Source organism: Ruminococcus flavefaciens (assembly GCF_900119075.1).
Taxonomy (GTDB): domain Bacteria; phylum Bacillota; class Clostridia; order Oscillospirales; family Ruminococcaceae; genus Ruminococcus; species Ruminococcus flavefaciens_Q.
Genome location: NZ_FPIP01000002.1, coordinates 293,495 through 320,388, shown reverse-complemented (window position 1 = coordinate 320,388; position 26,894 = coordinate 293,495). Strand labels below are relative to the sequence as shown.

General features: G+C 35.2%; 19 protein-coding genes and 3 tRNA genes. 12 read left to right on the top strand and 10 right to left on the bottom strand.

Annotated elements, in window-relative coordinates; genetic code table 11:
* Window positions 1-25 precede the first annotated feature (25 nt).
* The 6 genes from BT105_RS04270 (at window position 26) to BT105_RS04245 (ending at window position 3,076) form a co-directional block, all read left to right on the top strand.
* Window positions 26-1,189: a GmrSD restriction endonuclease domain-containing protein gene (locus tag BT105_RS04270; RefSeq protein WP_072299583.1), complete on the top strand. Its 1,164-nt coding sequence runs from the start codon at window positions 26-28 to the stop codon at window positions 1,187-1,189.
* 10 nt (window positions 1,190-1,199) lie between these two features.
* On the top strand, window positions 1,200-1,715 hold the full coding sequence (locus BT105_RS04265; protein ID WP_072299582.1) for a HEPN domain-containing protein: 516 nt from the start codon (window positions 1,200-1,202) through the stop codon (window positions 1,713-1,715).
* 883 nt (window positions 1,716-2,598) lie between these two features.
* Window positions 2,599-2,823, top strand: coding sequence for a helix-turn-helix domain-containing protein (locus tag BT105_RS04260; RefSeq protein ID WP_072299723.1), 225 nt, complete (start codon window positions 2,599-2,601; stop codon window positions 2,821-2,823).
* Window positions 2,824-2,835: 12 nt separating this feature from the next.
* A tRNA-Glu gene (locus tag BT105_RS04255) sits at window positions 2,836-2,909 on the top strand.
* Between the two features lie 4 nt (window positions 2,910-2,913).
* A tRNA-His gene (locus tag BT105_RS04250) sits at window positions 2,914-2,987 on the top strand.
* A 3-nt stretch (window positions 2,988-2,990) separates the two neighbouring features.
* Window positions 2,991-3,076: transfer RNA gene (locus BT105_RS04245), tRNA-Tyr, on the top strand.
* Window positions 3,077-4,087: 1,011 nt separating this feature from the next.
* On the opposite strand, the gene BT105_RS04235 is transcribed toward BT105_RS04245, so the two are convergent.
* On the bottom strand, window positions 4,088-7,465 hold the full coding sequence (locus tag BT105_RS04235) for a tetratricopeptide repeat protein (protein WP_072299580.1): 3,378 nt from the start codon (window positions 7,463-7,465) through the stop codon (window positions 4,088-4,090).
* Between the two features lie 348 nt (window positions 7,466-7,813).
* On the opposite strand from BT105_RS04235, the gene BT105_RS04230 reads away from it, so the two are divergent.
* The 6 genes from BT105_RS04230 to BT105_RS04205 all read left to right on the top strand — a co-directional run bounded on the left by BT105_RS04230 (window position 7,814) and on the right by BT105_RS04205 (window position 15,543).
* Window positions 7,814-8,731 carry a hypothetical protein gene (locus BT105_RS04230; RefSeq protein ID WP_072299579.1) on the top strand — a complete coding sequence of 306 codons (918 nt, stop codon included), beginning with the start codon at window positions 7,814-7,816 and terminating at the stop codon, window positions 8,729-8,731.
* Between the two features lie 338 nt (window positions 8,732-9,069).
* Window positions 9,070-11,208, top strand: a complete 2,139-nt coding sequence (locus tag BT105_RS14950) for an AAA family ATPase (RefSeq protein WP_072299578.1) — start codon at window positions 9,070-9,072, stop codon at window positions 11,206-11,208.
* A complete protein-coding gene (gene mcrC, locus BT105_RS04220) occupies window positions 11,198-12,253 on the top strand; it encodes a 5-methylcytosine-specific restriction endonuclease system specificity protein McrC (RefSeq protein ID WP_072299577.1) in 1,056 nt (351 codons plus the stop codon). The genes BT105_RS14950 and mcrC overlap by 11 nt, the downstream gene beginning before the upstream one ends.
* A 64-nt stretch (window positions 12,254-12,317) precedes the next feature.
* Window positions 12,318-12,713: a GNAT family N-acetyltransferase gene (locus tag BT105_RS04215; RefSeq protein ID WP_072299576.1), complete on the top strand. Its 396-nt coding sequence runs from the start codon at window positions 12,318-12,320 to the stop codon at window positions 12,711-12,713.
* Window positions 12,714-12,722: 9 nt separating this feature from the next.
* On the top strand, window positions 12,723-13,973 hold the full coding sequence (locus BT105_RS04210; RefSeq protein ID WP_072299575.1) for an AlbA family DNA-binding domain-containing protein: 1,251 nt from the start codon (window positions 12,723-12,725) through the stop codon (window positions 13,971-13,973).
* A 325-nt stretch (window positions 13,974-14,298) separates the two neighbouring features.
* Entirely contained in the window at window positions 14,299-15,543 is a 1,245-nt protein-coding gene (locus BT105_RS04205) for an IS256 family transposase (protein ID WP_072299574.1), read from the top strand.
* A 214-nt stretch (window positions 15,544-15,757) separates the two neighbouring features.
* Here BT105_RS04205 and BT105_RS04195 read toward each other — a convergent pair whose 3' ends face one another.
* The 9 genes from BT105_RS04195 to BT105_RS04155 all read right to left on the bottom strand — a co-directional run bounded on the left by BT105_RS04195 (window position 15,758) and on the right by BT105_RS04155 (window position 26,868).
* A complete protein-coding gene (locus BT105_RS04195) occupies window positions 15,758-15,988 on the bottom strand; it encodes a hypothetical protein (protein WP_072299572.1) in 231 nt (76 codons plus the stop codon).
* A complete protein-coding gene (locus BT105_RS04190) occupies window positions 15,985-16,494 on the bottom strand; it encodes a DUF3990 domain-containing protein (protein WP_072299571.1) in 510 nt (169 codons plus the stop codon). The genes BT105_RS04195 and BT105_RS04190 overlap by 4 nt, the downstream gene beginning before the upstream one ends.
* Window positions 16,494-16,712, bottom strand: coding sequence for a DUF3791 domain-containing protein (locus BT105_RS04185; protein ID WP_072299570.1), 219 nt, complete (start codon window positions 16,710-16,712; stop codon window positions 16,494-16,496). Before BT105_RS04185 ends, BT105_RS04190 begins: the two co-directional genes overlap by 1 nt.
* A gap of 415 nt (window positions 16,713-17,127) precedes the next feature.
* On the bottom strand, window positions 17,128-20,286 hold the full coding sequence (locus tag BT105_RS04180; protein WP_072299569.1) for an HsdR family type I site-specific deoxyribonuclease: 3,159 nt from the start codon (window positions 20,284-20,286) through the stop codon (window positions 17,128-17,130).
* A gap of 13 nt (window positions 20,287-20,299) precedes the next feature.
* Window positions 20,300-21,499 (bottom strand): restriction endonuclease subunit S, encoded by a 1,200-nt coding sequence (locus tag BT105_RS14780; protein WP_072299568.1) that lies wholly within the window; start codon window positions 21,497-21,499, stop codon window positions 20,300-20,302.
* On the bottom strand, window positions 21,483-24,251 hold the full coding sequence (locus tag BT105_RS04170; protein ID WP_072299567.1) for a type I restriction-modification system subunit M: 2,769 nt from the start codon (window positions 24,249-24,251) through the stop codon (window positions 21,483-21,485). The genes BT105_RS14780 and BT105_RS04170 overlap by 17 nt, the downstream gene beginning before the upstream one ends.
* Window positions 24,252-24,353: 102 nt before the next feature.
* Window positions 24,354-24,626, bottom strand: a complete 273-nt coding sequence (locus tag BT105_RS04165; RefSeq protein ID WP_072299566.1) for a hypothetical protein — start codon at window positions 24,624-24,626, stop codon at window positions 24,354-24,356.
* A 12-nt stretch (window positions 24,627-24,638) separates the two neighbouring features.
* Complete coding sequence (locus tag BT105_RS04160; protein WP_072299565.1) at window positions 24,639-25,622, bottom strand: WYL domain-containing protein; 984 nt, start codon at window positions 25,620-25,622, stop codon at window positions 24,639-24,641.
* Complete coding sequence (locus BT105_RS04155) at window positions 25,606-26,868, bottom strand: WYL domain-containing protein (protein WP_072299564.1); 1,263 nt, start codon at window positions 26,866-26,868, stop codon at window positions 25,606-25,608. Before BT105_RS04155 ends, BT105_RS04160 begins: the two co-directional genes overlap by 17 nt.
* Between the last annotated feature and the right edge of the window lie 26 nt (window positions 26,869-26,894).

The window sequence follows — 26,894 nt, the reverse complement described above, 5'->3', positions numbered from 1 at the left end:
TAATATTTATAAGGAGGATAATAATATGAATGAGCAATGGTATGATGAAGGTTTATTAGATGAAGAAGGAAGTGGTCCGGTAGTGACAGAATATGATATTACCTCAACTCCAAATGACTTTAATATTTCTACAATATTTAGTTTGATTGATAATGGAGTAATAAAAATGCCACCATTTCAAAGGAATTACGTTTGGGACGAAAAAAGAGCATCAAAACTTATTGAATCAATAATTATCGGGCTGCCTGTGCCTCAAGTTTTCCTATATGAACAGGGAAAAAACAGTTTTTATGTAATTGACGGACAGCAAAGATTACTTTCAATTTATTTTTTTATGAAACAACGATTTCCAACCAAAGAGGGACGAGCTATATTAAGGCAGTATTTAACCGGTGATACAAAAATTGATTCAAGTATACTAAGTAATGATAAATATTTCAAAAATTTCTCTTTAAATCTTCCTTCTTTTACTAAAAAGGAAAAAAATAAATTTGATAAACTCAAATTCGAAACATTGGATGAATATAAATATACTTTTGAAATATTAAGAACTATTCGATCTGTTGTTATTAAACAAAATGAGCCAGATGATGATTCAGCTATATATGAAATTTTTAACCGCCTTAACACAGGGGGGCAAAATTTATCGCCACAAGAAATAAGAATGAGTTTATATTATTCAAGTTTTTATAGAAAACTCTTTGAAATTAATATTTTGCCAGACTGGCGCAGATTACTTCGTCAAACAGATGAAGATATGCATTTTAAAGATATTGAAATATTATTACGTGCCTTTGCGATGTTGTTTGAATACAAAGAATACAGTTCTCCGATGGGAAAATTTCTCAACACCTTCTCAAAAAAAGCTAATCATTTTAAAGACGATACTATTCAATATTTATTTGATTTATTTAACTCATTTCTAGAAAGTTGTTCCTGTTTAGATGAAGACATTTTCTGCACCAAAACCAAGCAGTTCTCTATCTCTCTGTTTGAATCTGTTTTTGTGGCAACAGCCAAGCCATTTTTTGAAATAAAAAAATTGATAGATAAGAAAATCGTAAATGATAGCATAAAAAGCCTTAAAGAAGATGTTTCATTTATTTCATCTAATCAAGGAAGTGTCGCTTCAAAAACGAATGTTACCAACAGAATAAGCCGTGCGATTTCATTGTTAAAGTTTGAATAGGAGGCAGTTTATGAAGTCTTCTATCCAAACTTTAATTGAAAACTATCAGGATTTAGAATCATTTCTAAAGTCTCAAGGGATGATTTCAGAATCAATTGATGTAAGCAATCATTATCGAAAAATTCTACTCCTTTCATGTGCAAGTTATTATGAAACTAAAATTACAGGTATAATACAGGAATTTGTAACTAAAACATCAAACGATGAAAGGGTGGTTTGTTTTTTGAATAATAAAGCTCTAAACAGACAATATCATACATTATTTCAGTGGGATGGCAAAAACATCAATAATTTTTTGGGGCTTTTTGGTTCAGAATTTAAAGAAAGCGTAAAAAAGAAAATTGATGATAATGAAGAGCTAAAAAAATATATAAGAGCTTTTTTAAATATAGGAAATGAAAGAAACAAAATGGTTCATGAAAACTTTTTAGATTATCAACTGGAGAAAACATTTGACGAAATCGTTGCTTTACATAATGACGCAATAAAGTTTATCGATTTTTTGACATTAACGTTTTCTAATTAAGTAGTTGCTTTTTGGATAATTCTAATCAGATATCTGCTGTTATAATTAGCTTCCGGGGCAAACAAAAAATCACATTTATAGTATCATATATGGAACTTAGGCAATAATATGTCATTGATTGGTTACTAGATAAATATCGTATACTTTATAAATAAGAATTTCAATAACAACGATAAAAGTCAAAATAAACTATTGCAAAAAAACGTTACATTTTCTGATGAAAGAAATTTTAAGTTGTATTTTCTTGTAGCTTAGTCTTTATTTATACTTATTGTTACTAAAAAGTACCTTAAAGCGACCGAATCCCATAAGAAGTCAATTAGTGCTATTCCGTTTAATACTGTCATTTCCAAGGATATGATTCGTCAATTAATTCAAGTTGATAAAGACATATCGAAAGAGCGTATCAATATAACAATAGATACCTTTAACATACTTGATTAATTTTATTATTTGATTGTTACTAGATAGATAATGTTATAATAGCAACAATAGATGCAAAAGTTTTATTAATTAACTTAAATGGCGCCGTAACATTTTAATATACCTGTAGTTTACTTGCTTTTTCCCAAAAGCTATGATATAATACAGGTAAAGTCAGAACAGGAACGGTCACAAGACGACCTCTGTATCAAAAATAATTACGAAAGGAGTTACCCGAAATGAAACAGTTTACTATGGTTTATCTGTACAGTGAACACTATAAAGAAAGTTTCTATCACGAGAGTGAAGAGGCTCTTATTGTGCTGCGTACAGAACATAGTGGATAGTCATTTCGGAGAACACTTTCTTTGTGTTGTGATCCATACAAATGATAAAAACCGTCTGTATGCAAGCAGGCGGTGTTTTTGTTTTCATAATACAAGGAAAGGAGTTGCTCATAATGCCGGTAATCGACGTAAAAGCAACAGGCAATAATATCAAGAATATCATAAAATCCAAAGGTTTCAAAATATCCGATGTACAGGCTCGCTGCGGTTTCAATACACCACAAGCCATATTCAAGTGGATACGTGGAGACGCTGTTCCAACTATCGACAACCTGATTATACTTGCGGATATGTTTGATGTGCCGATAGATAAAATAATAATCGTCACCCGAATATGAGTGACGATATATGGCGGATTCGTCTAACAGGTCAGGACAAGAGGCTTTCAATCTCTAAATAGCGGGTTCGATCCCCCTATCCGTCACTAGGTAGTCGTCGTCTAATGGAAGGACGTCAGATTGTGGCTCTGAAAATAAGAGTTCAATTCTCTTCGATTCCCCCACATGGGCAAGTATGCATAGTGGCGATTGCAGCGGACTGTAAATCCGTAACGTAGAAACATCGTAGGTTCGACTCCTACCTTGCCCACCAATAATACATCTTCATACTTTTCGAACGGAGACACATGGCGAATTCAAGTTATATTCTTGTATTTCAGAAATTATTTCTGAATAATCAAAATAAATACTAAAATCTGGTTCTTTTTCTTGTCAAAGGATAATGTTAAGCTTCAATATCTATTTCAAAGTGCAAATTTTGCACTTTGAAATTTACAGAGTTAATTCAAAAAGCACTTGATTTAACAAAATAATCATTGGTAAAATTAAGGATAGTCCATAAAAATCTGCCTGTATGAGTCTTATTGTCAGCATTTGAGTGATTTTTTTCCCAATGGGGTAGTTTGATACCACATTCCACGCTCTTTTCAAAGTTTTTTTCGTGTGACAGCCCGTGTGATTTTGGGGGCAAATCGTGTGATTTTTAAGCATTTTGGAGTGCAAATACGGCATTCCAGCGAACTCCGAAAATAAGGAAACCGCCTGAATATCGGCATTTATCCGTTATTCAGGCGGTTATGATTTGGTTGCGGCGGCTGGATTTGAACCAACGACCTTCGGGTTATGAGATTCCCATTTTATGTTTTACCGAGGTTCACCAAGAGCTATGCAGCGCGTAAAATAGGGATTTTTCACATTTGCTCAATGAAGCATCGCGAAGAGTTTTTGTCGCCGGTTGCTGCAATCGTTGCTGCACAAAGCTGAAAAACATTGTATTGAAAACGCTCGAGCAATATAATTATAATTTCAAAGAATATTTAGGACGATATTGCTAAACAATAATAATATCACCTTATAGCAATATTATCCTGATTAATTATTCTCTAATCGTATTATATCACATTTAATATTTTATATCAAGATTTTAATTGTATTAAATTCATCGAATATACTACTTTCCAGCCTCCGTAAAGGCGCTTTTTCTTATCACCATTTTCCTTAGTAGATTAAGGAATAAAGACTTACACTTGATTTTTTGACTCGCCTTAAACATTATAATTTGAGAACATTTGGAATGTATTTGCTATTATATTTTATGAAAACACTATATATTGCAGAGCCTTTTTTGATAATATAATATTTTTTTATGGTTCTTTTTATGAGTATAAATCTTTAAAAGGATCTTATAAGTACTTTGTAGCCTCTCTTTTTTTTTATCATAATTTTTTTCAAGTGATTCTTCAGATTTCTTTGCATATTCCAAAGCTTTTTCATATTTCTTCTCTAAAAAATATAAAGCAGCAAGATTATAATAAACATATGCTGTGCTAATATGGTCTTTCCCTAGAACCTTTTCTTCTATTTTCAATGCTTCCTTATAATTATTTATAGCATTATCATAATCTTCTTTTTCATAGTAGATAGCAGCAAGTTTTAAGTAAGTTGAAGCGATGTCAGAATGATTTCTATCTAATCCTTTTTTACGAATATTTAAGGCATTTCTGTAATTAGTAATTGCAGTATTTCTTTCGCCCATATGATTATATGATTCTGCTATATTATCATATATTACAGCTAAAGATAAATCTTTCTCGCCAAATAATTCTTTGCGTATGTTAAATGCTTTTTTATAACAAAACAATGCGTTCTTATAATCACCTTTCAAATCATATACGGTTCCCATTCCATTGTAAGTCATAGATGTATTCATATTTATTTCACCATAAACGCTTTGACGTATTTTAAGAGCTTTTTCATATAAGTGCATAGCATCATCTAATCTTCTCAAATCTTTATATACACCAGCAAGATTATTATATGTATATGCAGTATCTGGATGATTAACGCCAAGTGATTTTTCGCGTGTCTGTAAAGCTCTCATATATAAATTTTTTGCATGTTCGTATTCACCTTTGGCTTTATACGCCCCCGCACATCCATCGTACAATACAGCTGTGCGTAAATGATTTTCGCCAAGTGTTTTCTCTAAAATATCCACGCCTTTTTCAAACCACTTTATGGCTTCATCTATTTTTCCTTCACGTTGATATAGATTTGCAATATTATTATAACATTTAGCTGTATTATGATGATCAGCGCCATATTCATTTTGGCAGGCTTTCAGATCCTTCATAAAATAATCCAGAGCTTTTTCATAATCATGAAGTTCTATATATACACACGCAATATTACTGTAAATATTTGTAGTATTTGGATCATCAGAACCAAAGATTTTTATGCTGACATCAAGTGCTTTATTATAATTAACTAAAGCACTATTGTAATCATTCTTGATTCTATAGATTAACGCTATATTATTATATATTCTAGATGTTTGTTCATATTCAAATTCTGTTTCATGTGCATTTAAATCGAACTCAAGTGCTTTTTCATAGTATTTTAAAGCTTCGTCATAATTCCCATTTGAATGTAATACTTCTGCAGCATTTATTAAAGCCAACTCAAGGGAGTAAGATTCTTCAACAAAATCACATCTATACTGATCCCACTTTATGTCATAAATCAAATTTATGCACTTTTCTCTGGTTTCTTTCATTGCATTTGTAAATATAAAATTGACCGACATAATATAATTTGCTAATACAATACCAGAATGATCGATATCAAGTAACTTTATCCTGTCCAAATACTCCATTTGCATGGCTTCCGAATCTAATATAGAAACAGCAGTACAAAAAACAGCAGATCCAAAAAACCTGATTTGATTATCAACATTTTCTTCAAAGAATACACTCTCAAGTAATTCTGCTTTTTCTTGCCAATCCGCTAAACATCTAGCAAGGAATCTTTTGCTAAAATTATTATTACATAATTCAGAAATCCACTTTGTTTGGCTTGATATAAAGAGGTTTTCCCATATATTTAGAAACAAAAATTCACCTATCAAGTCAGGCTTAAGTGCAGCTACTGTATTCGATATTTCAGTTTCACTCAATTGGCTGAAAAAGTCATTGACTTTTTCTCTATCATCAGGGAAGTGCTCCATTATTTTGTCAAGATCACTCTGAATAGCTGGATATTTTTCTTCCCATTTAACGCCATCACAAACTGTCGCATAAGCCAGGACACGTAAACCACTTTCAGTTATCTCTTCGCCGTATTTATCTGAAATAATCTTTTTAGAATGTTCAATATAGTTATGAAGCAATTCCTTAGCATTGATCACCTGTATACTTTCATCACGCAGATAAGCATCAGTAATAAGCATCAGAAATAAACAGCGAACAGAACCTTCACCGTCTGAAAGTTGCTTTGACTTTTCAATAATACTACGCATATCATCATCAGGTATCATTCTGCCTTCATACTCATGATCTGCAATATCATGCATTATATTAAAATAGTCATCATCACTGAAAGCTGATTTCTCAAGCTCAATTGGATCTTTCAGTGCGTTTTCTTTGATTATATCGTTTTTACATCTGAATTCATTATACCATACAACAGAACGCTCTAACAAAAGGAATTTAGCGTTGGCATTAGCCCAGCTCATCTTATCAATAATGAGCTTTAAGTGTGATTCGTACTGCGAGGCATAATCACAAATAAACAGAACTGGCTTATTAAAGTTAAATTCTGTACAACCAAGCAAAGCTTTCAATAACGCCTCGTCAAGCCATACTGTTTGCCAATCAGCCTCATCAAGCTGTGCAAAATGAAGAGCAAGACGGCTCTTTCCTATCCCTCCAGGTCCTGTAATCCCCCAAACAGAAATACCTGGTCTTTTTAACCATTCTTTTAGCTTTGTAAGTTCGCTTTCTCTGCCGCAAAAAGTTATATTAGGATTTCTGAAACTAAATATATTACTGGTAATCACAGACGGTAATTCTGCATTATTTACATATATCGCATATTTGGGTAAAAGCGCATCTAAAGCCTTTTTAAGAGCTTCTAAGTCATTCTTTAGTATATCTATATCTTTTCCATCCTGCTTAAGTCTGTCAAGAATATCCTTTGTGATATCTGACAACTCAGTCAGAAGCATTACACCCTTATTATTCTGAAGAAGTATACTAACCAGATTATTAAGAACCGAACGCAAAGCTTCATCAGAAATTTCTTTGTCCTCGAGTGCGTTATTACATTCCCTAAAAAGGCAGTCTACAAGCTCTGGTGCTTTCTCTTTATGCAAAAAATAAAATGAAAGCTTTTTTTCTTCTTTTCTTATTTTTTTAATATACTTTTCAACAGCTTTAAAGATCTGATTTGCTTCTTCCGAAGTTACTTTATAAGGTATAAGCTTTCGGCTCTCATTTTCAAAATGCTGCATAAACTTTTTATATTCGTGCCTTGAGCGTAAAAATTTATATCCTGCATATGTTGCGCCAACTAAGGCACTACTATGGCTACCAAAATCTTCAAGTAACGGACATGGATCAGGCAAGTCAGCAGCTGCAGCACATATAACATCAAAAAACGAATCTTTTTCATCATCATTTAATTCTTTGAATCCAAATCGCATATTAATTTCACCTTTCAACAAAATTCAACTTATAATACCATTAACCGTTTCGAACACTTCCGTGTTTAACTCAACGCAATTTATTCTTCATTCATCTGAATTTATGGTTAAGCATATATAGCTTTGTATATACTTTGATTATATCACCATGAAAGACAAAAATCAACATAATCTTATTTTTTGACTTGAATAACAAAAGGCAATGCTAAACAATATCAAAATGCAAAATCAATCTCTTCTATATTTTTACAAAGTATATTGACACACAAAAGTTATTGTGATAGAATATAATGATTTGATGGCTTCAAATGGAAGGAATGGGAGATTAATTGTGAAGGAGTAATGCATATGCCACATTTTCGTTATGTAACCAGAAAGGAGGCTTCTCCATTAAGGAAAGAATTAATGGAGTTTATAAGACAAATCCAAATTGAAGTAAAAAGCGAATTCACATTCGTCCCCCAATTTATAGGTAGTTCAAGTAGAAATATGATAACTTGTATCCGACAAGGAAATACTGGATTTGATTTTGATATTGATATCCTGGTCAATAACCCACGTAATCTTTCGCCTGTCAAAATTCATAATATACTTTTCAATGCAATTCGCAAGCATATTAAAAGCACAAGTTTCTCAAATCTTGAAGATTCAACTCGTGTTATAACCATTAAAGCTATAAAGAAACATAATGAAATAATTGATGATTTTCAAAATAATCAAGATTCAAGTCTTGAGAAATACAAAAACACTGTATTTCAGCGCTTTTTTGATATTGCATTTTTAAATAATCTCAAAGAAAAAGAGAAGTATGCAAAGGATACTTATGACGATATTGAAGCATTAACTTCTTTACTAGGTACTGAAAAACAATTAGCTATTGCTGAAATGAATTATGATATAATAAAACAAACCAAAGCTACCGTAATAAACATGATCAATTTCTATACAGCGATAGAAAAATACCTTCGCTTATGCATTGTCTGCTATCCAAGGAGGGAAGAAATAGATACAGGCAACAGGGCACTTAATAGAATAGCTTCATTTACTATAGGAGATTTATTCTACTGCTTTTCTAATAATAGGATTTTATTTGAAAATATAAGTATCGATCAGCGCTCTGATCTATTGCTGTATTTTGAAGCTATAAGAAAAGCTAGAAATACCGAGGCTCATCAAGGACAAGGAATCAAAAAAGAAGATGCTGAGAATTGGGTGAATAAAATATACGAGTTTCTGAAACTTGTAAGTGAAGCGTTTAATATCTAAAAGGATTATTACGTATATATCAAACACTTAAGCTTCCCCGTTATGGGGAAGCCTTTTTTTATATCTATAGCTGTTTGATGTATTATCAAAAATGGAAATTTATCGGGCACAATGCCCCCTATTATAGTACATTTTGAGTTATAAGGCTTACATTATAATCATTTACATCCTTTTCAGTTATAGCATATTGTACAACACACGCATAGCTAACTTGTAGAATGTTACAAAAATACTTATATAGTTTATTATTAACAAAATATCGTTGAAGTATGTAATATAAAAAAGGTACAATTTTTATAGAATTACAATAACTTCAGGCACCTGCTAAGGAGGATATTATGATTATTAAGAATGATGAACATGAGTGGTTCCCCTCTATTGAAGAATACACACCGGGACTGTCTGTTGAGGACTGGCTCGATTTATTAAACGATCCTGAAGTTTTTGATGAAAACAGTTTGACTGTTATCAAAGCTTTTTATGATATCGGTGGGCAGGCTACTTGTAAGGAGCTTTCTATCAAGTATGGGAAAGATCCTGGCTTTTATAGTATGATCTCAAAAAAATTGGCGAAGAGAATTCATAAGAAAACAAATTGTCCTCTGATCAATGATGATCTTAAAGAAAATGCTGAATGGTGGACAATTCTCTACGTTGGAAAAGAGGCTGATAAACAACAAGAAGGAGTTTATATTTGGAAACTGAGAGATGAACTAAAGGAAGCACTGTATATTCAAGCATCATCCGCCCCCAAAGCATGGTTATTAGCATGGAATCCTAATAATTATGATTGGGAAAGTGTTGACGATCAATATAACTATTATACGATGTTAAAAAAAGTACAGAATGGCGATAAATATACTGAAGCATGGAGATGCCATAGCACAAAGGTTAAATCGGGTGACAGAATATTTATCATTAGACTTGGCGTTAATCCGAAAGGAATTGTTGCAACAGGTTATGCATACAGTGATAGCTACGAGAAAAACGGTACAAGATTGGTTGATATTACAATTACTGATACCAAAGATTATAAGAGCGAGAAAATAATATCACAAGAACAACTAAAGACTCTATTCCCTGAACAACAATGGAGTCCACAGGCTTCAGGAATTTCAATCAAGCCTGATGCAGCACAATGGTTGATTGATAATTGGAATAAGACAGACGAGCAACCAATTGAGATAATTTCGCCTTCAAACTCTGAATTCTTGAAATACTTTTCTCCATTAGTCCAAGCATTAAAAGAGCTTGGTGGAAGCGCAGCAAGAAAAGAAGCACACGAAAAAGTTATTGAGCTTATGGGAATTACAGATGAAGAGTTAAGCGTTACTTATGAAAAAACGGGAGCCAGTAGAGTTATAAATCAAATTGATTTTGCCCGTAATGACCTTGCTCGCGAGGGCATTATAAGCAACGGAACAAAAGGAGTATGGGCTCTAACCGAACTAGGCATGATTATTGATATGACAATGGAGCTTGCTGGTCTTATCCATATGAAATGGGTAAAAATCAATGCTGCAAAACGTAAAGGAGAACCTATTCCTGTAATTGATCTATCGCAATATTATAAGAAACAAAAAGATCATAAATACACAAAAAATGATTTTCTCAAAGAGGTGTTCATTACAGAATCAGATTACGATAAACTTCGTTCCCTTGTAATCAGAAAGAAAAACGTCATTTTACAAGGCGCTCCTGGAGTAGGAAAGACGTTCTCCGCTAAGCGTTTGGCATATTCCATTATTGGAGAGAAAAACGAAAACCGAATTTGTATGGTACAATTCCATCAAAATTACTCTTATGAAGATTTTATCATGGGATACCGTCCCAATGATCAAGGAGGCTTTGAGCTTCAAAGCGGTATATTCTATAATTTCTGCATAAGATGTAAAGAAAACCCAGATAAGCCATATTTCTTTATTATCGACGAGATCAACCGTGGTAACCTCAGTAAGATTTTTGGTGAGTTATTAATGCTTATTGAAACAGATAAGCGTGGAGAAAGACATAAACTGAACCTTGTTTACGGTGGAACTTCATTCTATATTCCTGAAAACTTACACATTATTGGCATGATGAATACTGCAGACCGCAGCCTTGCTATGATAGACTATGCACTCCGCAGACGCTTCAGTTTTTATACTATGAAACCTGCATTTGAAAATGCTGATAATAACGGATTCGGTTCATATACAGCTGACATTGATTGCAAATTATATCATTCTGTCATATCTAAGATCATTGGTTTAAATAATGACATACGCATTGATACGACACTTGGGAAGGGCTTTGAAATAGGTCATAGCTATTTCTCCCCTGAAGATATATCTGTAATTAACGATGAGTGGGTTCGTAACGTAGTTGAATATGAGATAATACCGCTTATTGAAGAATATTGGTTTGATAATGATAAGAAGCTTGATGAATGGTCCAAAGCTCTGTATCAGATTATAGGTGAGAAATATGACAGTTGATAAGAGTATTTACATAAAGAATATCTATTATATGCTGTCATATGCGTTTCAAATATTAAAGCAGGAAGACTACAGACAAGTTGCTGGAGAGAAGTTTCACAAAACACATGATCTTTTTGCAGCAATACTTGAAAAAGGTGTTTCAAGACAGTTGAAGCAAGGATTGTATCGTGAGTATGTTCCAATGCAAGAACAGTTATCAGTGATGCGTGGGAAGCTTAATATCAATGATACTCTGCGTTTGCAGGCACAACGAGAGCAGAAACTATCCTGCGAATTCGATGAGTTTTCTGAAGATAACCTATATAATCAGATACTGAAAGTCACAATACATCGTCTGATATATGCTGAAGATGTAGCAGTTGAAAGAAAACAGGCACTCAAAAAGCTCATCGTCTTTTTGGGTAATGTCCAGTTGATACAGCCAGATCATATAACTTGGAATAGACTTATCTATCAACGAAACAACCGCAATTACGAACTGCTGCTCAATATATGTTATTTATTGCTGAACGGTATGCTTCAGACAACAGAAGATGGTAGTTATAAGCTTATTTCATTCTCGGATGAGCACATGGAAAAGCTTTATGAAAGGTTCATTTTGAAGTATTACGAACAGCATTACCCTGAACTGAAACCTAAGTCTGCACAGGTGAAGTGGAATCTTACAGAGCAGCCCGATGAAACGATGATACATTTTCTTCCAACGATGCAGACTGACATCACCTTGCATAAAGGTGACAAAACTCTTATCATTGATGCTAAGTATTATGGCAGATCAATGATTGAAAACTATGATAAAGCAACTTTACGTTCTGCTCACCTTTATCAGATATTCGCTTATGTCAAAAATATGGATGTTGAGAATGATGGCAATGTTTCAGGACTCTTACTTTATGCAAAGACTGACGACGAAATGTTCCCTAATGGACAGCCATTCATTATTGGTGGAAATAGTATCGGAGCAAAAACTCTAGACTTGAATCAAGAATTCAAAACCCTTTCAAAACAGTTAGATGACATTGTAGTTTTTTATTTTCAGTAAGATTTTATATCACCATGTCGTCGACATATAGTATTATTACAAGAAAGAGGTGAAAAATACCGCTATGTTCAAAGCACTATTTAGTCGTAAAGATAAACCAATCGAATTTGAAGTTGTAATAGAACAGGAAGATTATTATCTATCCATCAAGGCTATAAATAACGGAAAACGATTAGCTTTTATAACCTGTGTGATTGAAGATGATAACCGAATAATGATTGGTGATATACGTCATGCTCAATCCAAGTATTTTAATCATAGCATAGGTTCGGCAATGATGAAAAAATTGATTGAATACGCCGAAAATAATGACTACCGTGAATTGTATGGAAATTTATCAGTTGTTGATTCAGATCACAAAAACAGATTACATCATTTCTACAACAAATTTGGTTTTGAGATTATCGAATACCCAGAAACTAAAGATTTGTACTACGGTGAAATACGAAGAAAAATATAGGAGATAATTATGCTTCCAACTATCAACAATAAATCTTTTCTTGACTGTAACGCAGAAGATTTAAAAGTCCTTATCGAGAATCCTGACTATCGTGAGAATGAATATATCGACTACAAAAAGAACTTTTCATTTCTGGAGATCCCTAAGGATAAAAAAGACTTATTAACGCAAAAGAAGTATGAGTTCAAAAGCGATGTATGTGCCTTCGCTAATGCGGAGGGCGGATATCTTGTTTTCGGTATAAGCGACGATAACGGTTGTGCTTCTGAACTGTGCGGTATAGATATACCTAATGACAACACTGATAAGTTTGAACTGGATAGGCGTAATGATCTTGCAGGAATTCAGCCCAAAGTCCCTGTGATTTCTTTCCGTTTTATAAAACTTGATGTCGAGAAGTATGTCGTCATTATCTATGTAAAGCACGACTACTTTGCACCATACCTTCATATTGAAGATGAGAAGAATTATCAAGTTTTCAAACGTACAGGCAACAAAAAAACTACCATAACTTATACGGAGTTGAGAAATATGTTCAATCAGTCCCTGTCTCTCGATAAGGAGATATACAATTACCGCAAGGAACGGATACAGTATTACAGTGAGCAGTCGGAAGAAGAAAGTGATAAATACTCGCGATTCCTGTTGTTACATATTATTCCGGAAACATTTTCTGATCCAAGCTATAATAAGAATATGTTTGTTTTGTACAGAAAGAAACGATATGATTTTTCTTATATATTCCGAGATTTCACTTACAGCTCCAGAATTAATCCTTGCGTAGACGGATTAAGATTTTTGCCAGATAATGATAACGTTTCCAATGCTGAATGTTATATTAATAATAATGGAATTATAGAATGTTTTGAATCATTATCGGAAAGAGTTCTTTTCAGCAAGAATCAATTTCCAAATGGCTTTTTTGCTAACAGAAGTTATTGGAGAGAAATAAGCATAACATTAGATAGGTACAGAAACATATTCAAGGATATAATAAAGGATGAACGTTTGTTTATATGTATTTCTATAATTGGTTGTAAAGGTCTACCTACTCAGGCATCAGAAAATGGTTTTTACATTGATTCTCCAGGAACAATTGATAGAAATAAGTTAATATGTAATCCTTTGGTATTAAACAACATTCATGATGATAATGAATATGCAGAAATAGTAAAGCTTTTACAGATAGAATACCTGCAATCACTTGGTATTCAAGATGATGCGAATTTGAATCATTTGATTAAGGATGTTTATGGTTAATTTTATCTGTACAGGAAGGAAAATAGGCATAGCTGCACATTGGAAACAAAAGTAACATGTAATCGATTTTTTATATAATTGCAATGTTTTTTACTGGACTAAGCCCAAAAGAAGTAAGCGTCAAATAAACTGCGTCCCATAGGATATAAAATTGCCCTCGCCGATGGCGAGGGTAAACCTTATAAATTATTAGGCTGATATCCGACAGTTCAACTGAGCCTATCGGGATACATGATCTCCAGCTCACCCAGGAGTCTATCCTAAAATTTGTGTAAACCTCTGAAGTAGTGTATAATAGAAGAGACACTACTTCGGAGTTTTAATTATGGGAAGAAGACGAAGAAATGAAACAGAAGAGCAGCGAGCAAGAAGAGAGCTGATAAGCGATTTTCTTTCGGCAGCTAATATCCAGAGTATGGATGATATTCAGGAGCTGTTCAAGGAAGCACTTGCTGGATTTATGGAAGGCAGCCTTGAATCAGAACTTGATTCTGAGCTTGGTTATGAGCCGTATGACGTGAAGAACAAGGAAACTGACAATAACCGTAACGGTCACAGCAAGAAGACTCTTCGCACCAGTGTGGGCAAGGTGGATATCGAAGTGCCTCGTGACAGAAACGGCGAATTTGAACCAAAGATACTGCCTAAGAATCAGACAAGCATATCCCAGGATATGGAGAACAAGATTATCTCTATGTACGCCAAGGGGATGTCAACGTCCGATATTGAGGACCATATCCGTGATATTTACGGTCTGGAGATATCTGATACCACCGTCAGCCGTATCACAGACAAGGTCCTCCCTGTTGCAAAGGAATGGCAGCAGAGACCGCTTGAAAGCGTCTATGCAGTCGTATTTCTCGACGCTATCCACTACCATGTACGCAGTGAAGGTCAGATTATCAAAAAGGCTGTATACATAGCGATAGGCGTTAATATGGACGGCAGGAAGGACGTTCTCGGTATGTGGGTTGGTGAAAATGAAAGCGCAAAGTTCTGGGCAGGCGTACTGAACAGCCTGCGTAACCGGGGAGTTGAAGATATACTTATCGCCTGCACCGACAACCTAACAGGATTCTCTCAGGCGATAGAAGCGGTATTTCCAAAGACCGATATCCAGAACTGCATCATTCATCAGCTCAGGAATTCCAGTAAATATGTCTCCTACAAGGATATCAAGGCACTTATGGCTGATCTGAAAAAGGTCTATACCGCAGTAGACGAGGAAGCTGCTCTGGACGCTCTTGAGGCTTTTGCTGCGGCCTGGGACAGTAAATATCCCAAGATATCGAAGTCATGGTATGAGAACTGGCCTAATCTAAGCACATATTTCAAGTTTCCTCAGGAACTGAGAAAGCTGATCTATACGACCAATACCATAGAAGGCTTCAACCGTCAACTGAAAAAAGTAACTAAGGCAAAGTCTGTATTTCCCACTGATGACAGCCTTTTCAAAATGCTGTATCTGGCTATGAAGGACATCACGAAAAAGTGGACCGGTCGCCGACAGGACTGGAGCCGCATCTACGCTCAGCTCGTGATTTATTATGGAGACAGGATACCAGAATAACATTTTCATCTTGACAATCAAATAATCATGTGCTAATATGCAGATAAGACCGACTGCTTTCACAATCGGTCTCATCATATACTCTTTTATTGCACTATTTTTCGTTTACACAGAATTTGGGATTGACTCTCACCCAGCGAACTTTCCACCATTTTCTCAGAGGCATAGTCCATTTCTTGCTATCTCATGCGTTCTCAGATACAGAGCGTTTTCTTCATATCTCTGCTTGAATTATTTTCCCAAAATTCATTTCATCTTGAAACATAGCATAAATATAATCTGAGCTTTCAAGGTATAAACCTGTTTCAATATCATTAAGTTTAGCAAATGTCTCAGAGCCATAAAACAACACCATCGCCTTATCGTACTCAATATGCTGCTCTTTGACAATACTCTCTACGATGTCCTGTATACAGAACTCTATAAGCTGTCCCTGTTTGTTCATTTCTCAGCACCAACCTTTCTAAGCAAAGAAATTGCTCTTTCGGTATGAAAAGAATACTGATTTGTGGTTTTACGGAATGTCATACCATTTATAAGATTTTCAAAAGTTATAAGTTCATTTTGATACTGTCTGAATAACATAGCCATATCATCATCTGCTACTGGACCGATCACAATATCATATTTGTTATCATGATTACATTCTGCACTTGCATGATCTGTAAAGCTTCGGCTGCGATTGTTCATAACAAACCTTGCCCATTCCTTTGACGGAACATCAGCGAATCTAAGGATATTTAGTGTTGTATTTTCACTAAAACCATCAGTTATCTCATAGACATTTATTATAGGTATTCCACCATAAATTTTAGATACTCTTGCTGCCATTTTTGCAGCCTGTTCTTTTAACTCTGTGAGATAAAAGCCTTTACCAAAATCTTTATATGGGCGACACATTGCTAAACTGATACTTTTAATATCTGTGTTGCTTCCATGATATAACAGCATTACAATGTCCCTCCATTGTTACGGCAAATTATGAACAGATCATCCAAGGCATCATCAAGTGAGAGCGTATGCTCAATCTCATAGTTTTCTTTAAGGAACTCTATTCCCTTGTACTTGTATAAATAGTTAAACGCTTCTTGTTTACTAAGCTTATGCCTTTCAGCAAATTCACTTACACATGCAATGGCATAATTGATTTCTTTTCTGAGTGCTGTCATAATGGCACCTCCACATTACAATTATTATTCTAGGCTATACTTTTTATTGGTTAAATACTCTATTCTCTCATCTTGATACTTCAGATATGCCTGTTTCTTTTCTACATCATACTTTACTATAGGATTATCACAAACCTACGCTTTTATTAACGAAACTTTTACCGACTAAATAACCCTATCATCCGTTTCTTAATATTCCTAAGTTTTGACATTACCATAAATGGCGTCTGTCTTTACAGTAAGAATTATTCAAACTAATGGTTTTAGAGATTTCAAACCATATTTCACCGTTTTATCGCCGTTTGACTTGTGCTGAAATCACTTACTTTTTAGCGTAATATAGTTAAAAGGAATCCCAATAACTACTTTTGCTCGACACTTAGAAATATGCGTTGTATTAGAAAAGCTCTAAGGATTATAGTATTATTTCTGCCTTTTTTTCTTCTATATAATTTTTTAATTCATTATGTAGTTTCCCTTTAACAGATAAAGCTGAAGTAGTATTAAAGTACTGCTTTGCTTTTTCTAAATTCGCTTTTTTTTCAATTGCTTCCAGTTTGATATTATCAATTTTTCCATCAATAGTTGTTGAATAAAGATCATAGAATAGCTCAAAATCAAGATCAAATTTGGATGTGAATTGTTCTATTGCTTTCTTGATACTCCTATTGGAGTATTCCTGTATATAGCTAAGAAAGGTTTTCCCTTCTTCAACAATAAGAACTCCGTTTCTTATGTCTTCGAGTATCTGTTTTGCATATTTTTGCTTATTCTCAGGCAATACACCTATGTTTTCCTTTATTGCTTTAATTGCATTTGCTTGTCTTAGTAATTGATCTTCTTGTTTGGCTATATCTCTTAACGTAACTATTTTAAACTGTGCTTCAAGATAGACAGCATCAATTTTATCCATTTCAATTGTTGACATGTTGGTTGGAATATTGTATCCAGGCTTTTTCTTTCCACCTCCACATCCACCATTTGAAGGAAGATCTTGATAACGTTTATTCAGTATCCGATATGTTCTGTCATCAAAAAGCAGCTTTTTGCCGAATTCATTATCCCATTTCATTCCTTGAAGCATTGCGGCTCTCAACGTACTTTTCATTTTATAGAATTCTTTTTTGAATTTTTGACGATTTGCATCAGCCTTAGGAAGTTGATCAAAATTGTCGATTTGATCAATTTTGAAAATATCAGATATTTTTTTGAAACTTGCATTAAGTGATACAATGTTATCATCAAGATCATCAACCTTCACATCAGCATAATCTCCTTGACAATATAACTTAAGAGCATCATCAAGATTGCGCTTCATGGAATAGATTTTTCTGAAAAACTTCACTAATCCTAATGGCTTTTCGTTATTATCATATACGCGATTAGTTCTGGAAATAGCCTGAATCAAATTGTCGTTTTCAAGTACATTGTCAAGATACAATACATTTACATACTGTGAGTCAAATCCTGTTAATAGCTGATTGACAACGATAACAATATCAAGGCATTTATTATGGTCATTTCCTATCATCGTATAAGGTTTTGAATGAGATAGCCTTGCCATAAGATCTTCTTTAAAACGAACACATTTAGGATCATTTTTCCAGTCCAAATCAAGGTTGAATTTTTTAGAATAATCACTTACGATTTCAATTAAAGCTTTCTCTTTTTCAAATTCTCTTCCAGAATTAGAATCAATATTAGCATCGAAAAGTGTTGTGACATTTAAATTTGGAGCCTTATCTCTAAATAGTTTCCAGTATTCGTACGCTTCTGGAATGGACGTTGTAGCTAATATGCTATGGAATAGTGTGCCGTTTTCGCCATTAGCAATTGAATCAAAGTTTTCACTTATATTTTTTACAACTGCTTTGCGGTGATCATCATTATCATATTGACCTGAAGGAAGATAATCTTCAATTCCTTTGAGCGGTCTACCATTATTATCTTTTTTAATATCGCCGTTATCTTCGTATTCCGTAGCCATTGGGGCTTTCTCTCGGAAATATCGATATTTCTTCCACTTTTCTGGATCGCTTTTGGCTTCATCAGCATTTTGCGAATTACTTTCTGCAAGTGCTATTTTTTCTCTTAGGTCCTTATCTTCATAAGTTCTTTCACCTATAGGGAAGAATCCTAGAACATTACCATCTCTGATACCTGTTGCCAATGAGTAGACTGCAAGACATTTCCCGAATACTGATTCAGTAGTCATTTCACCTTCCTTCATATTATCCGGAAATATTGGTGTGCCAGTGAATCCGATAAAAATGGCATTATAGAATGTTTTCTTAACATTCTGATGCATTTCACCGAATTGAGAACGATGAGCCTCATCAATAATAAAAACTATTCTTTTCGCCTTAATCTTTTCTAATTCATCTTTTCTTGTTTCAACTGTATCGTCGGTAATTCTTGATATTTTCTGGATAGAAGAGATTAGCATCTCAGTTCCTGCTTTACTGCTAATAAGTTTATTGAAAAGATCCGCTGTATCTTTAGTCTCAAGTACCTCTCTTCCAACAGGAGCAAAAGAATTGTATTCAAGTTTAGACTGATTATTTAGAGCAATTCTATCTACAAGAAAAACGACCTTATCGGCATATCCTCTGTCAATAATGAGTTGACCAGCTTTAAAAGAAGTCATTGTCTTACCTCCGCCGGTTGTACACCATACAAATCCACCGCGTTGGTTATGATCTCCCCACTGCTGTTGTGATACACGTTCAACAATAGCTTTTATAGCATATTTCTGATAACTCCTGCAAATCTTCAACGAATCTTTGGATTTATCAGCAATAGCATAATATCCGACGAGCTGATGAGCTTCCGGAATAGATAAGACTCTTGATTCGCCGTCAATTAATTCCTTCCAGTCGGAAATAATATTACTGTCTTTATCACCCCAATGGAAGAAAAAAGCTGAATTCATTTTTCCTATGTCACCAGGATTAGCGAAATACAAAGCGTCTTCAGGAGTTATAGCCCAAAATACTTGTATTAATCCCATAAATCCCTGGAATTTACGCTCTTGGATATACTTTTTGATTTGATTTGTAGCTTCAGAAATATCCACACCGCTTGCTTTTAATTCAATATGGATAACCGGTATACCATTAATCAACAGCGTAACATCACCACGTCTGTCTCTGGTATCTTCCTGTTGATTGAAGACAATCTGTTCAGCTATCTGATATTTTGACGTACCTCCAGCTATTTCTCCCGGAGAAAAGATATTAACGAAAACATCTCTGCCTGCATTTCGAGTATCTTGGGAATCGCTATCTCGCGTTATAGGCACATCTTTTCCTTGAAGGAATATATTTGCTTTTACTGGTGTATTTGTGTCGCTGCGTACAGTATCCATGAGCCTTTCCATTTCGGAATCAGATAGGGGAATATTGTTCAGCGCTGATCGATTTCTTTCAAAAATAATATCTTTCCAATTCTGAATTAATTCAGGTATCGTCTTGTGTTTAAGAACAGTATTATTCCAGCCTCTCTTTTTCAGAGCTGCAACAAAATCTTCCTCGAAGTTAAGTTCTCCGTTACGTCCTGTATATGGTAATGGCATATTAATCCCCCCACTAAATAAACATTTTATCAAGCATTGCTTCTTTGAATTGCTTTAGTTTAGTATGTTTTTTCTTGTAAAGCATTATCATTTCATCCAGGTTAGAAAAGTATTCACCTATTTTCTTTTGTTCTTCAATAGATGTATATGGTATTTTAATTTTCTTCATTTCTGCAATATCAATGCTTTTACCATCTCTAATTCCATAGACGCAGTTTTTAAGTCTGTTAAATATAAAATCATATGATCTGAAAAATAGGTAATAAAACGTGCAATCTATGGAATTACCCTGTAAAACATGATATGCAGGGCTCACAATTCCATCTGAATTTGCCTTTTCAAGTCCACCTTCAAATGAACGAAGGTGAACAATAAAATCATTTTCTCTTACAAGTTTATATCCAGATAAAGAAGATTCATCATAAGAAACATTTCTATTTGATTCACTACGCTTAATTGTACCTTGTCCTTGAATAATGGTTAGTGGAGGTAATTCTTGATGATTCTTTTCTGAGTACTCTGAAAATACTTCACCTAATTCCTTATATTCCCAATCGCCTTTGAAACCCTTGAATCTAATTTTAGGAACGCTTTCTCCATTTTTGGGGAACATTTTATCAAGCATAGCTTCTTTTATCAGCTGAAGCTTTTCTAACTTACGCTGATGAAGGGTAATAGCTTTGTCAAGGGTCGAGAGAAGACTTCCAATTCTACGCTGTTCTTCTTCAGTCGGCACAGGGATAGGCATCATAAAAAACAAATCGTTCTTTATAGAGAATCTATCTGACCTCGCACCGGAATCACCATTATAGTACATGAACGAATGCCAATAACTGCTTTTGAAGAACCATTCAAGATATAGAGTATCAATATCATGTGTTTTGAAAACAGTATAAAGCGGCGACATTACGCCATTTCTGCCTAGTCTGTTGCAGTTTATTGGACCACAAGGAGCAGTGACTGAGATTCTTGGATTGTATACAAAGTCATTATCCCTGACTACATAATAGCCGCCAATATTCTCAGAATTAGATATATCATGATCAAAGAAGTCTCTTTGACTGATTATTCCGAATTCCGCAGAATTCGTAAAAGTTTCAGAATATGAAAGCTGCCCGTTCTTTTCGGTGACTTTATCAGCAATTGAACCTAACTTACGCTGTTCCCAAGCGTCGGTAAATTCTTTAAAACGTATATCAGGAGCTTTCCTCATCAGTAAACAGCTCCTTTCTGAACATTGTTACAGCTTCCATATCCCTATTGCTTCCGCTTAAATCTTCAAGCATATAATAAAGCGATTTCTCAAGTTCTGAGATTTCGTTATCTATTTCAGGCATAGAATGTTCAAACTTGTCCCTTAAAGCCTGTAATTCGTTGACAAGCTTCATGACAACCTGCTCAACATCGTTGTCGATGCTCTGCATAACCGGTTCAATCCACTTTTTTGTCAGTAGGCTGTTAACTTCTTCATCTGTAAGGTTTGACATTTTCTCAACAGCCTTGCTTTCAAGCTCTGCGGAAAGTTTCTTCGCCTTGCTATTAACTCTGGTTTTTTCTTCTGCGTCTTTCTTAATATTGATTATTTTTCCTTCATCAGTATCAGTATCATAATCGTGTTCAAGCTTTATAGCTTCTATACGTTTCTTTACTTCAGAGGAACCATAGGTTGTATCCTTATTCTGTTTCATACTGTTCCAGTTGATCTCAGAATGAATGTTGATAAATGCTATCTTATCTTCCTTTTTCTTTATGTCAAGATATTCATTAAGCGTATTGATCTCAGGTGAGTTAAAATCAGCAAGTAGCCTTTTGACTTCATCTGATATTTTTTTAATGTCCATTTTCTTCTCTTCATCGTTGCCATCATTATTCGAGTCTTTAACAAGAGAAGATTTTATATCATCATCAAGTTCTCCCCATAATTCTTCAATTTCATTTTCGAGAGCAGCGCTTCTGCTATTAAGCTTCGATAACTTTTCAAGTTCTTCCGCATAATATACCTGTTGTATCATAAGAATAGATATAATCTTACCCTTAATGCCCTTCTGAACTTCATCATATTTCTTGGTAGAATTATTCTTTACAAGAACCATGTTAGGTTCTGTTTCCTTACAAATTCCCTTACCCTCGTTCTTGATTCGGATAAGATCTTCATCTATAATGCCCCATTCATCAACAAAGGCCTGATAAACAGAATACTTGTCGAGTAATTCGATGTTACCATATAATCTGAACAATTCATTCTTAATCTTATCAAAGTCTTTCCTGTCTACTGAATCACTAAGTAATGAGTCACAGAGTAAGCCTCTAAATTGGCTGGATATCACACCTATATCAGCTATGTATCTAGTGACATCTTTATCCGCAAATACTGTTTCTTTGATAGATGCAGCTTTGAAAGTGTTATAACCATCTTCCTCTGAAAAAACATATGATTTGAGATTAGGAAACAATTTCCAGTATCCTTTAAACTTTTCAAGGTCAATATTAGAGATTTTTCCCGTCATAACAGAATATGGATCAACAGGATTTCTTTTCTCTGAAGCTGAGACATATCTTGGCATATTAAGATTGTAATCATTTTCTTTTATCTGTTGAAGCGTTACTAATTCTGAAAAGTTGTCTTCTTTTTTTCGATTTATAACGACATCAAAAATTCTTTGAATGTCCATTTCACGCAAGACGTGCTGCGTTGCTTCTTTTCCGTAAGAAGCAGAAGCGTCAACGAATAAAATATCACTTTCTTTTCTTCCTTTTGAAAGAATCATAACAATAACTGGAATATCCGTTGCAAAAAACATATTGCCTGGGAAACCTATTATGGTTTCAATACAGTGATTATCTACAAGCTGTGTTCTGATAGCCTTTTCAGTACCTCCACGGAATAATACTCCATGTGGTAGAACAATTGCCATTATGCCTTCTTTATCTTTAACATGGTACAAACAGTGCAACAAGAAAGCAAGATCCGCTTGTTTACGAGGGGCTAAACCGTACTTAAATCTTTCATCAAGCTTATGGGAGTCTGGATCCCATCTTTGACTATAGGGCGGATTTGATACAACGGCATCTACCGGAAGTGCTTCATATGCTGTATCATCATCAAAATATGGCCAATCCTTGTCAAGAGAATCGCCTTCTCTAACCCTTATGTTCTGTATCCTGATATCCTGCATAAACAGGTTCATTTTTGCAAGTCTACATGTTTCTGTAATATACTCTTGACCATAGTAAACTATTTTATCCTCGTCAACATATCTTCCCATTTCTTTTCCGATATTTAAAAGAAGACCTGCTGTTCCTATTGTCGGATCATAAACACTTACCTCGTTTTTATTCTTTAATCTGTCAGCGACAATTCTAGCCATAAGTGAGGTGAGTCCGTGTGGAGTGTAGAAAGCACCGTCTTTTTTGGCTTCGCTGGAGAATTTTTTTATTAGATATTCATAGATATAACCAAGAACATCATAATCCTTATTTTTGGGAGGTATTTGCCATATGAGATCAACGATATTGCGAACGGACTGATCGCGCGAACCAGCATTATCTCCAAGCTTAGATAATTTAGAATGAAGAGCTTCAAATATTTGATCAAACAATTTTTGGTAAGGATTTCTGTTGCCTATACCTTTTGCTTCAATACTATCATAAAATCTTTCTATTGCTTCGGATACATCTTTAGCTCCTAAAGCAAGACCTTTTTCTTGCCAAACAGGAAACAGATCGTCGTATTGAATAAAATATCCGTTATGATCCTTGAACATATCAATTGTTGTTTCTTCAAGTGTTTTTAATTCTTCAGGTGATTCTCCACCAAGCTCGTGTAAATATTCAATTTCTTTATCAGAAAGATATTTATAGAACATAAAGCCAAGAATATAATCTTTATATTCACTAGCTTTAATATTCTTTCTTAGTTCATTTGCCGTTTCCCAAATTTTGTTAGCTAATTCCTGTTTAGTCATATAAGCCAGCTCCAGATTTCAATTTTCAATACTTTTCAACTTTTTTCAAACTTATCTAAAAAATATGCATATATAATATCATATCATAATTAATTATTTTTTTCAAGTATTATTTCTATTCTTTTTAATTGTACCTACGACATGCTTTCCTGCTAACGTAGTCCCTCTTGCAAAAATTGATTTTTTAACAATACAATTGTAAATCTCCTTCAGGGCGGCTCTGCCGCCTGCAATAATATTTCCATGCCTTACAGCAAGTTGATCAGGATCAACTATGTGTCCTAAATCATTTGGCTTTTCGCATAATTTAGAAATATAGGTACTCTTCCCTACTCCATTAACACCTGCTACAACAGTAAAGAGTTTATCAGGCATTATATCAGTTCCTCATACTATTTTACCGTAAAGAAGCTCATACTGCCTTTCAAGTCGCTCCCGCGCCTGTGAGCGCAGCTTCTCCGGACCTAGTATCTCAATAACAGGTCCGAAGCTGAGCAGCATTATGAGCACCTCTGTTTCGTCCTGCTCGTCATACCACAGCTCCACAGTATACTCATTCTTTTCAAGATCGCGCACTGTATGCTTCTCAAAGGAAGCAAATTCCAGCATAAATCGCTCAACACCGTTCCGCTCGTTTGTCACTCTTATAACAGCAGGCTCTTTGCATTTACGACTGCTGAAATAGTCTTCCATTGAAACAGGAGTACGGAACACTCTGCCCGTATCAGTTATACTTTCAATACGTCCTATATTTATAAGACCGCTGCTGCGTATCTTATCATTCCTCAGCAGATAGCAGTATGCGCGAAACTTTCCGTTCTTGGGAGAGAACTCAATTTTTAGCAGAACAAATCTGCCGCTTGCACGCTTGCCGCGTCCTGTCTGAAAATGAATATCAACTATCCTTCGATTCTTTACCGCGTCAAGCGCTGTACGAAAGTTCGATATATACTTTTCGTCGGAATAGTCGTCATGGTCGGCAAATCTGTCTGTAAGCCTGAAATGCTCATGGCGGTACAACGGCTTTACATCAACAAGCAATCGTTGCAGCTGCTCTATTGTCTCATCGTCCATAAACAGCCTTATCCTCGGATCAGACAGCTTTGCTTTCAGCCACATTTTCTGAAGCTTTGTCAGCACCTTCGCAGGTGCTTTTTTTGTTATACGTCTAAGAGTATTATCCTTTTCACGTCTGAATAGTCCCCAGTCCTCACCGCCTGGTATAAGCTTCTGGGGCAGGAACAGCACTGAATCACGGAAACCGTCACGCATAACTGTATCACGGACAGTTTTTTCATCGGTGGCTTCATTTTCCATAAGCTTTGCCGCTATACGGAAATATGTGCCGTATATCTCACTGAATATGTTCATCTTCGCCACCTCTGTACATTCTGTACATTCGAGAAATATCGATGTAGAAACGTCTGCGTATCTTCTCTGTTCCGCCCTCTATGGACAATATTCGTCCGATGAATGTCTTTGCCCAGTGCATTATCTCGTTGGGATCGAACACATCTGCGGTAAGAGTATACAGACCGTCTCCCGTTTTTTCCAGCACTGCACAGCGCTTCTCACGCTCAAGACGCTCGATTATAAAAGGCTCCCTTTTCTCGTCAACAGTAAAGGTTATCTTAATTGCACCTGCACTGCCTAACTCACGGCGATCACCGAAGGAAACTCCAAAACAGCGCCGTATATTCACATCATAGCGCTCCCTGAGCCTGTCGTAGTCAGTGCAGACCATATTTTTCTTTATCTGCTTTATCCTGTCAAGCCTGTATGTGGAGAACCTGCGCGTTTTAGGTACGTAGGCAGCGATATACCGCCTGCCTGTCTGAACGGAGACAAGTATCTGCATTGGTATTATTATTTCTTCCGCAGGCTCGTCATCTGCTCTGACCGCAAACTTCTTGACGGTTATACTGCATTTATCATCAATAGCCGCCAGTATATTGGGAACAAGTATATCTTCAAGGGCGTGTATCATGTAATTGTGCTTTATATGGAACAGGTCATTCTTTATGTCTACCGCTCTCATAATGCTGTTGCCGATAACGCCGAAATCGGGAGCTTCCGAGAAGAACTTCACTGCATCTGCAAGTCCCTTGTATTTCTCTATGTATTCATCTGCTCGGTCGGCAGAGAGCGAATAATACATGATCTTGCCCTGCTTTTCAGCTGATATTATCCCTTCTTCGGTATATTCTTTGAGCTTATTTCGCACCGTCTGGTCGTCAAAAAGCTGCTCATAATCACTGTTGAGAGTATCAGTAAGTTCCCTGAGGGTACGGCTTTTTCCGTCACACAGAATATCTGTAAGGAGAAAATGCAGCTTTATATCGTTATCTGTAAAGCTCTTTGAGTAATATGCGTTATACAGCGGGTTTTCTGAAATATGACCGCTGTCTACGGATATGGAAACACTTCTGCCGTGAACAGAATCGTCATAGCGCATATAGTTCTGCATCCAGCTCTCCACGCGGCGCTTTTCATCGTCATAGGTGCGGACACTCTTCTTGCCGAAATCGCTTCTTACCTTACAGCCGTAAATGAAGAAGTCCCGAACATATTCTCTTGTTTTGTCGAAATTCTTTATGAGCTCCGAGAATCCTGCCACTGAAGCCACTCCCCTTTCTTTATTTA